Below are 14,155 nucleotides of genomic sequence, written 5' to 3'. Positions count from 1 at the left end.
CCTCCCGGCGGCTCCTGGGAAAGTCTCCGGCGCCCCCCGGGACCAGCACCCTCGCGGGGGCTCGCGGGACCCCCGCAGGGTAGGACGTCCGAACGGCGGCGATGATTCCCGGCAACCCGGACGGAGCGGACCGCCGAGGCGCCGGAACGCTCACATCGCGCACCCCTCAGCGGACAGTTCCAGCCAACCCGCGCATGTCCAAGAAGTGACGACCCGCCGGGTACGGGCACGCCCGCCCGGACCCGTCAACTCGCCGAATACCAGGACAACTCGTGATCGCGTTCCAGAAGGGCGTCCGAAAAAGGTCCGGTCATCTCTTCGGGATATCACCACCGCGGTAGTAGGCTCGCGCCGTTTGCTGCTGCTGCGTTGATGTCAACACCCGTACGGGTGACTCCTGATGGGTCGCCAGAACGACTGCACGGGTGCGAGTGGGGGAGGCCATGCGCTTTCGCGGGAAGTCGATCCGCAGGAAGATCGTGGCGTTGCTCCTCGTTCCCCTGGTATCGCTCACCGGCCTCTGGGCCTTCTCCACCATGCTGACCGCCCGCCAGGCCGACCAGCTGCTCGACGTCGGCCATGTCGTCGACAAGATCGGCTACCCGCTGGAGGCCACCGTCCGGGACATCCAGGACGAGCGCCGCCAGACCCTGGTCTACCTGGCCGACCCGCGGGGAGCCGAGGCGCTGCCCAGGCTCCGCGCCGAGCGCGCCGCCACCGACCGCGGGATCGCCCGTATCCGTACCAACGCCCGGGACGCCGGTGTCGCCGACACCCTGGACGGACGCCCGGCCCGCCGGCTGGACGCCCTGCTCACCGCCCTGGACGAGATCACCGCCCTGCGCCGCAGCGTGGACAACCGGGCCGTCGGCCGGCTCCAGGCGCTGCAGTTCTACAACCGGCTCATCGACCCCTGCTACGGCTTCCTCGCCGGCCTGACCGCCCTGGAGGACGTCGAACTGGAGCAGCAGGCCCGTGGCCTGGTCGGCGTCGTCCGCGCCCGCGAGCTCCTGGCCCGCGAGGACGCCCTGGTGGCCTCCTCCCTGCTCAGCGAGCGCACCACCCCCGCCGAACTGCGCGCCGTCTCCGACCTGGTCGCCCAGCGCAAGCTGCTGTACGAGCTCAGCCTGGAACAGCTCCCCTCCTCCGAACGGCAGGTGCTCCGCGCCTACTGGGGCGGGCCCGACACCGGACCGCTGCGGGAGGCCGAGAACGCCCTGCTGGGCCCCGGACCCGACAAGGCCCGGTCCACCCTCACCGCGGGACGCTGGCAGGAACTCGCCACCCCGGTCCTCGACCGGCTCGCCACCGAGAACACCGCGGCCGGCGAGCGCTACCGCGCGCGGGTCGAACCCGCGGCCCGCAACGTCCTGATCAAGGCCGGGGTCGCCGGTGTCCTCGGCTTCGTCGCCCTGCTCGCCTCCCTGATCGTCTCGGTCCGCGTCGGCCGCTCGCTCGTCCGCGACCTGCGGACCCTGCGCAAGGAGGCCCAGGAGGTCTCCGGAGTCCGGCTGCCCAGCGTGATGCGCCGGCTCGCCGCCGGTGAGCACGTGGACGTGGAGACCGAGGTCCCGCACCTCAGCTACGACCGCGACGAGATCGGCCAGGTCGGCCAGGCCCTCAACACCCTCCAGCGGGCCGCCGTCGAGGCCGCCGTCAAGCAGGCCGACATGCGCCGCGGGGTCTCCGAGGTCTTCGTCAACCTGGCCCGCCGCAACCAGGTGCTGCTGCACCGCCAGCTCACCCTGCTCGACGCCATGGAGCGGCGCACCGAGGACACCGCCGAACTGGCCGACCTGTTCCGCATCGACCACCTCACCACCCGGATGCGCCGCCACGCCGAGGGCCTGGTGATCCTCTCCGGCTCGGCCCCCTCGCGCCAGTGGCGCAAGCCGGTCCAGCTGATGGACGTGGTCCGGGCCGCGGTCGCCGAGGTCGAGGACTACGAGCGCATCGAGGTGCGCAGGCTGCCGCGGATCGGCGTCGGCGGCCCCGCCGTCGCCGACCTGACCCACCTCCTGGCCGAACTGCTGGAGAACGCCACGGTGTTCTCCCCGCCGCACACCGGCGTCCAGGTGCACGGCGAGCGCGTGGCCAACGGCTTCACCCTGGAGATCCACGACCGGGGCCTGGGCATGCCGCCCGAGGCGATGCTCGACGCCAACCTCCGCCTCGCCGAGACCCCCGAGTTCGAGCTCTCCGACACCGACCGGCTCGGCCTCTTCGTCGTCAGCCGCCTCGCCCAGCGCCAGAACGTCCGGGTGTCGCTGCAACCCTCCCCGTACGGGGGGATGACCGCGATCGTCTTCCTGCCCGCCGCCCTGCTCACCGACGCGCCCGACACCGAGGGCACCGGCTTCCGCCTGGACCGCACCGGCTCCCGCCGGACGGAGGCCGACGACCGGCTCACCGCCCCCGACCCGCTGCCCGGCGGCCGGACCGCCGAGCGGGCCGGCGCCGGGGCCCGCCCGGGTCGCGGCGAGTTCCGTGCGGCCAACGGCGACCTGCTGCCCCGCCGCACCGCGCTCTCCCAGCTGCCCTCCGGCCGCACCGGGCACCACGCCCCGCCGGTCCTGGACGGCCCCGTCGAACTCGACGCCCCGGTCGGCTCCCTCGGTCCCGACGACCGCCCCGAGCCGCCGCACGGCCCCGCCGCCCACTCCCAGCCCCCGCGCGGCTCCACCGGCCTGTCCGGAACCGAACCCTTCGCTACGGGCCGGCCGGCCCCCGACGGCCGGGTCGAGGGCCCGTCCCCCCGGTACCGCGCGGGCGATCCCGGCGACGGCCCCACCCCCCGTATCCGCACCGAGGCCGGCGGCCCGCCCGAGGCCCCGTACCGCGGGCGGCCCCAGCTGCGCCCCGTACCGGGCCGGCCGACCGGGGACGACGACCAGCACCAGCAGGCGGCCGACGAGCACCCCGCGCCGCACGCGGCGGACCCGGACGCGCTGCCGCCCCGGATCGCGCCGGTGCTGGTCGCGGACCACGGCCGCCGACTCGACGGCCGCAGCCGCCCCGCCCCCGGCGCGGACCACTCCGCCGGCACCCCGTACGGTGCCGGCCCCGGCGAGCACGCCCGCCGGGGGCACGGCGAGGACGCCACCGACCCGCACCGGTGGCCCCACCACCGGGACGCGGACGCCTCCGGCCCGGCCGCGCCCCCGGCACCCCGCGAGCAGCCACCGGGCGAGCAGAGCCCGTCCGAGGACGGCGCCTTCCTCGCCGGACTGCCCCGCCGGGTACGCCAGGCCAACCTGGCCCCCCAGCTCCGCCAGACCCCGGCGGCCGGCGCACGGCCCGCCGCGAGCGGACCGGCGGCCGGCGCGGACGACGACTTCGAACGGGACGCCGAGGAGGTCCGCAGCCGGATGGCCGCCATGCAGCGCGGCTGGCAGCGCGGCCGGCGGCAGCACGCCGCCGACCCGGCGGACCCGGCCGACCCCGCCCGTACCGGGGCCACCGGCCCCGACGGGACCGCACCGGGAACGACAGCACCAGGAAACACATCGGAGGGGAACGGTCGATGACCGCACCGCACGCAGCAGCGAACTCAGCCGGCTCGACCGGGGAGCTCAACTGGCTCCTGGACGAGCTGGTCGACCGGGTCTCCTCCATCCGCAAGGCCCTGGTGCTCTCCAGCGACGGCCTGCCGACCGGGGCCTCCAAGGACCTCTCGCGCGAAGACGGGGAGCACATGGCGGCCGTCGCCTCCGGCTTCCACAGCCTCGCCAAGGGTGTGGGCCGCCACTTCGACGCGGGCCGCGTCCGGCAGACCGTGGTGGAACTGGAGGAGGCCTTCCTCTTCGTCACCGCCGCCGGCGACGGCAGCTGTCTCGCCGTGCTGGCGGACGCCGACTCGGACGTCGGGCTGGTGGCGTACGAGATGACGCTCATGGTCAAGCGGGTGGGCGCCCACCTGGCGACGGCACCGCGGGCCGGTCAGCACGCCGGAGGGTGAGTGGGGATGTCATGAGCGACTCCAGCGGGGCGGCGCCCCACGACGGCACGCCGCCATCCGGCATCCCAGGCGACCCGCCCGTGGCCGGCGACCCCGCCGAGGCCCGGGAAGCGGACGGCTCCACCACCGCCGGCGTCCCCTGGGCGGCACCCGCCCCCGGCGAGCCCTGGACGGCCGGCCCCGACCACGACGGCCGCTCCGGCGGCCACTTCGGGCCCGACCGGCCGGCCGGCCCATCGGCCGGTGCGCCGCCCGGTGTGCCGACCGGGGTGCCGGCCGCCCCTTGGTCCGGCCCCGTCCCCGGCGGGCCGTCCACCGGGGACGGCAGCCCGGGACCGTGGTCCGGGGAGGGTACGCCCGGCCCCTGGACCGGTCAGGGGTACGGGACCTCCCGCGAACGGATCGCGGACGGGCACGGCCCCGGACACGAACCCGGGTACGGGGCCACCGGGCACCCCCGGAGGGACGGGGCAGGCCTGGACGAACCGTCCGGACCCGGCCACGGCGACCGGCGGTCACGCCACCCCTCCCACTGGTTCGACGCCGAGGCGGGGCCCGTGGTCCGCCCGTACGCCATGACCCGCGGCCGCACCAGCACCGCCACCCGCCACCGGCTCGACCTGATCGCCATCGTCGTCCCCGAACCCGCCGCCGACGACCCCGGCCGCGACCAGACCCTGTCACCGGAACATGTGGAGATCGTCGAACGCTGCGTCGAACTGCCGCAGTCCATCGCCGAACTCGCCGCCGGACTCGACCTCCCCGTCGGGGTGGTCCGGGTGCTCATCGGCGACCTCGTCGAGGAGGCGCTCGTCCATGTGACCCGTCCCGTCCCGCCGGCCGAGCTGCCGGACGTGAGCATTCTGCAAGAGGTGATCAATGGCCTTCGGGCGCTCTAAGACGGCCACCGCCGGCCCCCGCAGGCCGCCGGTCGAGCCGGTGACGCTCAAGATCCTCGTCGCCGGCGGCTTCGGGGTGGGCAAGACCACCCTGGTCGGAGCCGTCAGCGAGATCCGTCCGCTGCGCACCGAGGAGACGCTCAGCGAGGCGGGGCGGCCGGTGGACGACATCACCGGGGTGGAAGCCAAGACCACCACCACCGTGGCGATGGACTTCGGCCGGATCACCCTCCGCGAGGACCTGGTGCTCTATCTGTTCGGCACCCCGGGCCAGGACCGCTTCTGGTTCCTCTGGGACGAGCTGGCGCAGGGCGCTCTGGGCGCCGTGGTGCTGGCCGACACCCGCCGGCTGGAGGACAGCTTCGCCGCCATCGACTACTTCGAGCGGCGCGGGATCCCCTTCGCCGTGGCGGTCAACTGCTTCGAGGGCTCGGCCCGCTATCCGGCCGGTACGGTACGGACCGCGCTGGACCTGGACCCCGAGGTGCCGCTGCTGCTGTGCGACGCGCGGCTGCGCGACTCGGTCAAGGAGGTGCTGGCGACCGTGGTCGAGCACGCACTGACCCTCGCCACCCCGCCCACCACCGCCGACCGCGCCTCGGCCGCCACCTGACAGCGGCCCCCGCGCCCCAGGAGGGGTGCCGGGGGCCGGCCGCGGTGCCCCCTCCGCTCCGGTCAGCCGTTCTCCGCCAGCCACTTGGCCGCGGTCTCGGCCAGCTCGCCGTCCCGCCCCGTCAGCATCATCCGGATCATCTGCGCGTCACCCCGCAGCGACCAGGCCGGGTGCCCGAAGGTGGCCGGGTTGTTGCCCTCGATCAGGAAGTGCGCCGGCCAGGCCGTGCCGTACCCGATCAGCGGCAGCGCCGCCAGATACCGGGGCCGTCCGCGCGCCAGCCCGTAGGCGCTGACCGCCAGACCCGTCAGGGTCCCTGCCAGATGCACCCACCGCGTCGCCGCCCGGGAGTGCATCGCCACGTAGTACGGCCAGAACTCCTCGTACGAGGCGAACGGTCGCTGTTCCCGCCGCTGTTGCTCCATTCGCTGTTCCTCCATGCGGCCGACCGTAGCCCCTCACCGCCTCCGCAGGGAGCGCTCGGACACCGGGAAGTCGAAGACGGTCCCCGGGTAGGGCTCCGGCGCGAAGGTGAAGTGCCACCACTCCTGGGGCAGGTTGACGAACCCCTGCGCCTCCAGCGCCTCCACCAGCAGCCGGCGGTTCGCCCGCTGCACCGGGCCGATGCGTGGATCGGCCGTCCGGGACAGCGGGTCGAAGCAGTCGAAGGCGGTGCCCATGTCCACCGAACCGTCCGGCGCCCGCTCCCCGACCGGCGCGTGACAGGGCGCCCCGGGCTTGCCCGGCACCGGTGGTCCGGGCCGGGCGGCGGGCAGCCGCACCAGGGTCACGTCCACCGTGGAGCCGCGGCTGTGGCCGGACCGCTCGGCGATGTACCCGTCCGCGAACAGACGGGACTTCGCCACCCGCGGGTAGAACTCCCCCTTGGTCCGCTGGTCCGCCGGGTCCCTCGCCCACCGGACGAAGTGGTCCACGGCCCGCTGCGGCCGGTAGCAGTCGTACACCTTCAGCGAGTAGCCCGCCCGCAGCAGCCTCCGCTGCGCCCCGCGCAGCGCCTGCGCGGCGGGCCGGGTCAGCAGGCAGACCGGCCGCCGGTAGCCGTCCACCGGAGCGCCCACGAAGGAGTGCGATCCGGCGTACCGGATGTCCTGCCGGACCGTCGGATCCACCGCCCGCAGCGCGGTGAACCCGTCCGGCGCGGCCTCCGCCCGGTGCCCGATCTCGGTACGCGGCCCCACCCCCGTACCGGCCCCGGCCTCCGCCCCGAGGGCCCCCGCCGGCGCGAGCACCGACACCGCCAGCACCGCGGCACCCGCCACCAGCCCGCGTCGACTGCCCCACAGCCGTCCCACACCCACCACCTCTCCCTGAGCGCTACAGCCCCGTGGCGATACAGTCCGGCGGATGACGGACACCGCGGCACAGCCGCCCACCGCCCGCCCCGCCGACCAGGTCGCCGACCAGGCATCCGATCGCACCCGGGTGGGCGCCAAGGACTCGCACTGCTCGCACTGCGGCGCACCCTACGCACCCGGCGCGGGCTGGCCCCGGATCTGCCCCCGCTGCGGCGCGGCCGCCTACCGCAACCCGCTGCCGGTCGCCATCGCCCTGCTCCCGGCCACCGGACCGGACGGCACCGGGCTGGTGGTCATCACCCGGACCATCGAACCGGCCCTCGGGGGCATCGCCCTGCCCGGCGGCTTCATCGACCAGGCGGAGGACTGGCGGGACGCCGTCGTACGGGAACTGCGGGAGGAGACCGGTATCGAGGCGGACGCGGGGGAGGTGCGGCTCGCCGACGCCCTGAGCTCCCCCGGCGGCCATCTGCTGGTCTTCGGCCTGCTCCCCGAGCGCCCGGCCGCCGCGCTGCCGCCCTCCGCGCCCACCGACGAGACCACCGGCCACCACCTCCTGTACACACCCGCCGAACTCGCCTTCCCCCTGCACACCGAGGCGGTGGCCCGCTACTTCGCCGGCCGGTACGCCAGGCCCTGACCGCCCCCGGCGCGGACCCGGGCGCGGGCCGTCAGCCCAGGTCGGCGCCCGGGTCGATCGCCCAGTGGTTGCTCCGCAGCTTCCGGTCCCGGAAGTCCACCTCGACCTCACCGAGCAGACGGAAGCCGACGGACCGGCATATCCCGTTCGACGCCCCGTTGTCCGTCGCGGGGAACGCGTGCACCACCCCCCAGCGGCCGTCCTTGTGCGCCCGCTGCAGCAGCGCCCGCACGGCCCGCTTCGCCACACCGCGCCCCTGGTACTCCGGCAGGACCATCCACCCCGCCTCGGAGAGCGGGCCCTCCTCCCCGTCGTCGTGCGACCAGATGGTCACCTGCCCCGCCACCACCTCCGGCACCGCCGGGTCCGGGACGATCATCTTGATCCACGACCGGTCCGCCGCGGCGTCCCGGGCGTCCCGCCGGACCTTCTCCGCCATCTCCTCGGCCGGCAGCGGCCCGCCCAGGCACGCCATCATGACCGGATCGCAGCGCATCCGGACGTAGGCGTCGACATCGCCCGGCACCACATCACGCAGCAGCACAGGCCACCCCCCTCTCACACACCACCAGGACGCTCCCCATCATGCAGCGCACCACTGACAGTCCCGGTCGGCTCCGGTCCCCACCGGCCCACCCGCCACCCACCGGCAGCCCTGGTGCGGGGGACGATCACATGGCATCGTCCCAGTCAGCCGCGTCCCGCACCCACCCCCGCGACGGCGCGCGCCCCACCCGCACACCCCCCGCACCACCGGGACGACACCGCACACCGCGTACCGCCAGGACCGCTACCGCACGGACCGCCGACGCCGTACGCACGGCCAGGGAGCAGCCCCATGACCACTGAGCACGCCCAGCCCAAGCCGCTCTGGCAGCCGGACCAGGAGCGGATCGCCGCCGCCGCGGTCACCCGGTTCCAGGACTGGGCGGCCGCCCGCCACGGCGCTCCGGCCGAGGGCGGCTACCCCGCGCTGCACCGCTGGTCGGTCGAGCACCTGGACACCTTCTGGCAGGCACTCGCCGACTGGGCCGGCATCCGCTTCAGCACGCCCCCCGAGCGGGTCCTCGGCGACCGGACCATGCCCGGCGCCCAGTGGTTCCCCGGCGCCACCCTCAACTACGCCGAGCACGCCCTGCGCCACGCCGCCGACCGCCCCGACGCGCCCGCCCTCCTCTACGTGGACGAGACCCACGAGGTCACCCCCATCGCCTGGGCCGAGCTGCGCCGCCAGGTGGGGTCGCTCGCGGCGCGACTGCGCGCCCTCGGCGTACGCCCCGGCGACCGGATCAGCGGCTATCTGCCCAACATCCCCGAGGCCGCCACCGCGCTGCTGGCCACCGCCGCCGTCGGCGCCGTATGGACCTCCTGCGCCCCCGACTTCGGCGCCCGCAGCGTCCTGGACCGCTTCCAGCAGGTCGAGCCCGTCGTGCTGTTCACCGTGGACGGCTATCGCTACGGCGGCAAGGAGCACGACCGCCGCGACACCGTCGCCGAACTCCGCCGCGAACTGCCCACCCTGCGTGCCGTCGTTCACATCCCGCTGCTCGGGACCGCCACCCCCGACGGCGCCCTCGACTGGTCCGCCCTGACCGCCGGCGACGACGAACCGGTCTTCGAGCAGGTCCCCTTCGACCACCCCCTGTGGGTCCTCTACTCCTCCGGCACCACCGGGCTGCCCAAGGCGATCGTCCAGTCCCAGGGCGGCATCCTGCTGGAACACGTCAAGCAGCTCGCCCTGCACTGCGACCTCGGCCCGGAGGACCGCTTCTTCTGGTACACCTCCACCGGCTGGATGATGTGGAACTTCCTCGTCTCCGGCCTGCTCACCGGCACCACCGTGGTCCTCTACGACGGCAGCCCCGGCTACCCCGACACCGGCGCCCAGTGGCGGGTCGCCGAACTGACCGGCGCCACCCTGTACGGCACCTCCGCCGCGTACGTCATGGCCTGCCGCAAGGCCGGAGTGCACCCCGCCCGCGGCTTCGACCTCTCCCGCATCGCCTGCGTCGCCACCACCGGCTCGCCCCTGCCGCCCGACGGCTTCCAGTGGCTCCACGACGAGGTCGCCGACGACCTGTGGATCGCCTCCGTCAGCGGCGGCACCGATGTGTGCAGCTGCTTCGCCGGAGCCGTCCCCACCCTCCCCGTGCACATCGGCGAACTCCAGGCCGCCTGTCTGGGCACCGACCTCCAGGCCTGGGACCCCGAGGGCAAGCCCGTCACCGGCGAGGTCGGCGAACTCGTCGTCACCAACCCCATGCCCTCGATGCCGATCCGGTTCTGGAACGACCCCGACGGCAGCCGCTACCACGACAGCTACTTCGACATGTACCCCGGCGTCTGGCGGCACGGCGACTGGATCACCCTCACCGACCGCGGCTCCGTCGTCATCCACGGCCGCTCCGACTCCACCCTCAACCGCCAGGGCGTGCGCATGGGCAGCGCCGACATCTACGAGGCCGTCGAACGGCTCCCGGAGATCCGCGAGTCCCTGGTCATCGGCCTGGAGGAGCCCGGCGGCGGCTACTGGATGCCGCTCTTCGTCCACCTCGCCGAAGGCGCCACCCTCGACGACGAGCTGATCGGCCGCATCAAGCAGACCATCCGCGCCGAACTCTCCCCGCGCCACGTCCCGGACGAGATCATCGCGGTCCCCGGCGTCCCGCACACCCTCACCGGCAAGCGCATCGAGGTCCCGGTCAAGCGCCTCCTCCAGGGCACCGACCTCACCAAGGCCGTCAACCCCGGCTCCGTCGACAACCTCGACCTGCTCCGCTTCTACGAGAACCTGGCCCGCGAGCGCGCCCAGCGCACCGCCTGACCTCCGCCGCCCCACCCGCGCCGGCTCCCCGACACCACCACACCACCGGGGAGCCGGCGCGGCCGTCCCCGCCTCCGTACGCCGCACCCCGTTGTCAGACCCTCCAACTACTCTCCGTAATCAGAGTGGAACAAGGGGGAACCATGGCACACACCGACCGCACCGACCGCACCACCACCGCCCAGCGCAAGGCGCTCCACCGTGAGGTCTCGACCACCGTCGGCCTCCTCACCGACCCCGCGGACTTCGACGCGATGCGCCGCTACCGCACCTTCGTCTTCCGCGACCACCAGAGCTACCTGCGGCAGATCGAGCGCCTGCTCCAGCACCTCGCCGCCCGCGGCGGGCACACCACCGTCGCCCTCTTCGACCCCGAGGACTACGCCGACTACTGCGCACGCGCCGGACTCGACCCGGACACCGCCACCGGCCGCAGCCGCTACACCGCGCAACTCGCCGCCACCGGACCGCACATCCCCTACACCGGCCAGCCCATGGACCGGCTCGTCCCCCTCCTCGTCGACACCGCCGTCCGCCGCGCCACCTGGGAGTACGCCACCACCCTGCTCACCGGCCTCGGCACCTGCGCCGACTGCGGCCAGGACATCGGAGACGCCGCCTTCGACCAGGCCGGCCGGCTCCTGGGACTCCTCCTCGACGGGGCGGGCCCGGGCGTCCACCACCTCGTCTGCAGCGTCCCCGCCGACGAACAACTCCTCGCCGCCCTGCACACCGAGCACCCACCGGCCGGCCCACCCGCCCACGACACCGCCGAAGGTGCCCGCTTCACCGCCGTCCTCGCCGTCGGCATCGCCCTGGAGATCGCCGGCGGGGTCGTCCTGCGCACCAGCACCCCGGAGCAACCCGACCGCGTCCACGGCTGGCGGCTCGACCGCGGGACGCTTCACCCCCTCACCGCCGCCGAGGTGTTCAACGCCTACTGCACCGACGCCGACACCGGTGAACCCATCCCACCCGAGTCATCCGTCGACTACCGGCCCGGATTCCCGGTGATCCCCGACGACCCCTGGCCCGCCCACCCCTGACCCACCCGGCGCCGCTTCCCCGCAGCGGCACGGCCGAGGGGCCCTCCCGCACCCGCGGAAGAGCCCCTCATCACCCTCATACCGATCCGCTGCCGACCTGCCGTCGGCAGCGGCCCCGGCAGGCGGCCTCACCCGGCTACTCGCCGGAGAGCACCGCCTGCGCGGCCAGCCGCGCCTCCTCGGCGGAGTCCGCGGCCCGCGCTGCGGCGGCGGCCCGCTCGCACTGGGCGAGCGTGTGCTTCGCCAGCGTCGCCCGCACATACGGAATCGACGCCGCACCCATCGACAGGGAGGTGACACCCAGACCCGTCAGCACACACGCCAGCAGCGGATCGGACGCGGCCTCGCCGCACACCCCGCAGCTCTTGCCCTCGGCCCGGGCCGCCTCCGCGGACGCCGCGACCAGGTCGAGCAGCGCGGGCTGCCACGGGTCCTGCAATCGGGACACCGCGCCGACCTGCCGGTCCGCCGCGAAGGTGTACTGCGCCAGGTCGTTGGTGCCCAGCGACAGGAACTCCACCTCCTGGAGGATCGACCGCGCCCGCAGCGCCGCCGACGGAATCTCCACCATCGCACCGAACTTCGCCGTCAGACCCGCCTCCCGGCAGGCCTCCGCGAACGCCCGGGCGTCCGTGCGGTCCGCCACCATCGGGGCCATGACCTCCAGGAACACCGGAAGGCCCTCGGCCGCCTTGGACAGCGCCGTCAGCTGGGTGCGCAGCACCTCCGGGTGGTCCAGCAGCGAGCGCAGACCCCGCACACCCAGCGCCGGGTTCGGCTCGTCCGCCGGCGTCAGGAAGTCCAGCGGCTTGTCCGCCCCGGCGTCCAGCACCCGCACCACCACCCGGCTCTCCGAGAAGGCCTCCAGCACCGCGCGGTACGCCTCGATCTGCTTGGCCTCCGACGGGGCCTGCGAGGAGTCGTCCAGGAAGAGGAACTCGGTGCGGAACAGCCCCACACCCTCGGCGCCCGCCTCCACCGCGGCGGCGACATCCGCCGGACCGCCCACGTTCGCCAGCAGCGGCACCCTGTGCCCGTCCGAGGTCGCCCCCGGCCCGGTCGTCGCCGTCAGCGCGGCCTTGCGCTCGGCCGCCGACTGCTCCAGGGCCGCTCGGCGCTCCTCGCCCGGCTCCACGAAGACCTCACCCGTGCTGCCGTCCACCGCGACCACGGTGCCCTCGGCCAGCTCGCCGGCGCCCGGCAGCGCCACCACGGCCGGCACCCCGAGCGCCCGTGCCAGGATCGCGCTGTGGCTGGTCGGGCCGCCCTCCTCGGTCACGAAGCCGAGCACCAGCGCAGGGTCCAGCAGAGCCGTGTCCGCCGGAGCCAGGTCACGGGCGATCAGTACATAGGGCTCGTCGCTGTCCGGCACACCCGGCATCGGCACACCCAGCAGCCGCGCCACGATCCGGTTGCGCACATCGTCCAGGTCGGCGACCCGGCCGGCCAGGTACTCGCCCGCCCCGGCCAGCAGCGCCCGGTACGCGGCGAAGGCGTCGTACACCCCGCGCTCCGCCGTACTCCCGACCGCGATACGACGCTCCACATCGGCCATCAGCTCGGGATCCTGCGCCATCATGGCCTGCGCTTCGAGCACATGCTGCGCCTCGCCGCCGGCCAGGTTGCCGCGCGCGATCAGATCGGCCGCCACCGCCTCCACGGCCTGGCGGGCGCGCCCCTGCTCGCGCTCGGCCTCTCCGGCCGCGATCTGCTTGGCGGGCGGCTCCAGGACCGCCGTGCCCATGTGCCGAACCTCGCCGATCGCCACACCGTGGCTCACACCGACGCCTCGAAGCGTTGTCTCCATTACACCTGTCTCCGATTCAACGGCGGCCCCGGCCGCCCCGCTGTGTCCTGTCACGCCCGTGTCCCACGCCGCAGGCCCGTTCCACGGCGACCCACCGCCGCTCCTCTGCTTACTCCCCGGAGCGGCGGGGCGGCGTCACTGCCAGTCGAAGAGGCGGTCGCCCGTCTTGACGTCGCCCTTCTCGACCAGGCCGCCGAGGGAGCCGGCCGTCGCCTCCAGCGCCACCACGGGGCAGATCGCGGACTTGCCGGCCTCCTCGACGGCGGCCGGGTTCCACCGCACGATCGCCTGGCCGCGTGTCACGTTGTCGCCCTTGCTCACCAGGAGCTCGAAGCCCTCGCCGTTGAGCTGCACGGTGTCGATACCGAGGTGGGTGAGGACGCCGTGCCCCTCGTCGTCCACCACGACGAAGGCGTGCGGGTGGAGGGAGACGACGACACCGTCCACCGGAGCCACGGCCTCCGAGGGCTCGCGCACGGGGTCGATCGCGGTGCCCGGTCCGACCATGGCCCCGGAGAAGACCGGGTCAGGTACGGCGGCGAGTCCGATGGCGTTGCCTGCCAGCGGCGACGTCACGGTGGTCATGGGGGCCTCCCAGGGGGTGGAGATTCGGTCGGCGCCGCCATTGCCTGTCCCGGCGGCGTACTGCTGTGAAGCGTATGTCATGGGTAGTCCCGGTTCCGCCTGAAAGATCCGAGTTGGCGGGGCCTAGGGACCACCGGAAACGATTTGCCTCAACTACCGGCTGCCGGTACTGTCGTACCCCTGCTTGGGCACGCCACGGGTACGTGACGGAGCCGACAGCGCCTGTCGAGCCAGAACTCTAACTGGTCTACACCACTGGTCTACACCTCCGGGGGCATCCGTGTGCCCGGACGTCGATCGGATGGGGTGGTCATCGGGAAGACAAAAGGCTGATATGGTTTGAACCGCCGCAAGGGAAAAGCGCGAAAAGCGCCGGAACTGAAATCGGCAGCCCGCTCCAGCGGGTAGCAGAAACGGAAAACGGATCTGCTAAGCTGGAAACACGAAGTACCGAAGGGAAGTGCCCG

The 14,155-nt window shown here is 74.0% G+C and carries 12 protein-coding genes; 7 read left to right on the top strand and 5 right to left on the bottom strand.

What is annotated here, in order from left to right:
* Positions 1 to 443: 443 nt before the first annotated feature.
* The 4 genes from M1O15_RS28970 (at position 444) to M1O15_RS28955 (ending at position 5,470) form a co-directional block, all read left to right on the top strand.
* Entirely contained in the window at positions 444 to 3,527 is a 3,084-nt protein-coding gene (locus M1O15_RS28970; RefSeq protein WP_248637181.1) for a nitrate- and nitrite sensing domain-containing protein, read from the top strand.
* Entirely contained in the window at positions 3,524 to 3,958 is a 435-nt protein-coding gene (locus M1O15_RS28965) for a roadblock/LC7 domain-containing protein (RefSeq protein ID WP_248637180.1), read from the top strand. Before M1O15_RS28970 ends, M1O15_RS28965 begins: the two co-directional genes overlap by 4 nt.
* A gap of 476 nt (positions 3,959 to 4,434) precedes the next feature.
* Positions 4,435 to 4,857 carry a DUF742 domain-containing protein gene (locus M1O15_RS28960; protein WP_248637211.1) on the top strand — a complete coding sequence of 141 codons (423 nt, stop codon included), beginning with the start codon at positions 4,435 to 4,437 and terminating at the stop codon, positions 4,855 to 4,857.
* Complete coding sequence (locus M1O15_RS28955) at positions 4,838 to 5,470, top strand: GTP-binding protein (protein WP_248637179.1); 633 nt, start codon at positions 4,838 to 4,840, stop codon at positions 5,468 to 5,470. Before M1O15_RS28960 ends, M1O15_RS28955 begins: the two co-directional genes overlap by 20 nt.
* 62 nt (positions 5,471 to 5,532) lie before the next feature.
* On the opposite strand, the gene M1O15_RS28950 is transcribed toward M1O15_RS28955, so the two are convergent.
* The gene (locus tag M1O15_RS28950; protein ID WP_248637178.1) at positions 5,533 to 5,910 is read right to left on the bottom strand and encodes an Mpo1-like protein; all 378 of its coding nucleotides are present in this window, start codon (positions 5,908 to 5,910) and stop codon (positions 5,533 to 5,535) included.
* Positions 5,911 to 5,928: 18 nt separating this feature from the next.
* Positions 5,929 to 6,783: a M15 family metallopeptidase gene (locus M1O15_RS28945; protein ID WP_372499613.1), complete on the bottom strand. Its 855-nt coding sequence runs from the start codon at positions 6,781 to 6,783 to the stop codon at positions 5,929 to 5,931.
* 52 nt (positions 6,784 to 6,835) lie between these two features.
* Between M1O15_RS28945 and M1O15_RS28940 the strand changes: the two genes are divergently transcribed.
* Entirely contained in the window at positions 6,836 to 7,426 is a 591-nt protein-coding gene (locus tag M1O15_RS28940) for an NUDIX domain-containing protein (RefSeq protein ID WP_248637177.1), read from the top strand.
* Positions 7,427 to 7,457: 31 nt separating this feature from the next.
* Here the strand turns inward: M1O15_RS28940 and M1O15_RS28935 are convergent, their stop codons facing one another.
* On the bottom strand, positions 7,458 to 7,970 hold the full coding sequence (locus M1O15_RS28935; protein WP_248637176.1) for a GNAT family N-acetyltransferase: 513 nt from the start codon (positions 7,968 to 7,970) through the stop codon (positions 7,458 to 7,460).
* Between the two features lie 294 nt (positions 7,971 to 8,264).
* Here M1O15_RS28935 and M1O15_RS28930 point away from each other — a divergent pair, with 294 nt between their 5' ends.
* Positions 8,265 to 10,250, top strand: coding sequence for an acetoacetate--CoA ligase (locus tag M1O15_RS28930; RefSeq protein ID WP_248637175.1), 1,986 nt, complete (start codon positions 8,265 to 8,267; stop codon positions 10,248 to 10,250).
* A 143-nt stretch (positions 10,251 to 10,393) separates the two neighbouring features.
* Entirely contained in the window at positions 10,394 to 11,296 is a 903-nt protein-coding gene (locus M1O15_RS28925; RefSeq protein WP_248637174.1) for a DUF8829 domain-containing protein, read from the top strand.
* Between the two features lie 136 nt (positions 11,297 to 11,432).
* Here the strand turns inward: M1O15_RS28925 and ptsP are convergent, their stop codons facing one another.
* Both ptsP and M1O15_RS28915 read right to left on the bottom strand, forming a co-directional pair.
* Entirely contained in the window at positions 11,433 to 13,103 is a 1,671-nt protein-coding gene (ptsP, locus tag M1O15_RS28920) for a phosphoenolpyruvate--protein phosphotransferase (protein ID WP_248637173.1), read from the bottom strand.
* 135 nt (positions 13,104 to 13,238) lie between these two features.
* Positions 13,239 to 13,688, bottom strand: a complete 450-nt coding sequence (locus M1O15_RS28915; protein ID WP_248637172.1) for a PTS sugar transporter subunit IIA — start codon at positions 13,686 to 13,688, stop codon at positions 13,239 to 13,241.
* Positions 13,689 to 14,155: the final 467 nt, after the last annotated feature.

Origin of the sequence: Streptomyces lichenis, from assembly GCF_023218175.1 — a bacterium.
Lineage (GTDB): Bacteria > Actinomycetota > Actinomycetes > Streptomycetales > Streptomycetaceae > Streptomyces > Streptomyces lichenis.
The sequence above is the reverse complement of the archived record's forward strand: the minus strand, read 5'-3'. Positions and strand labels throughout refer to the sequence as shown.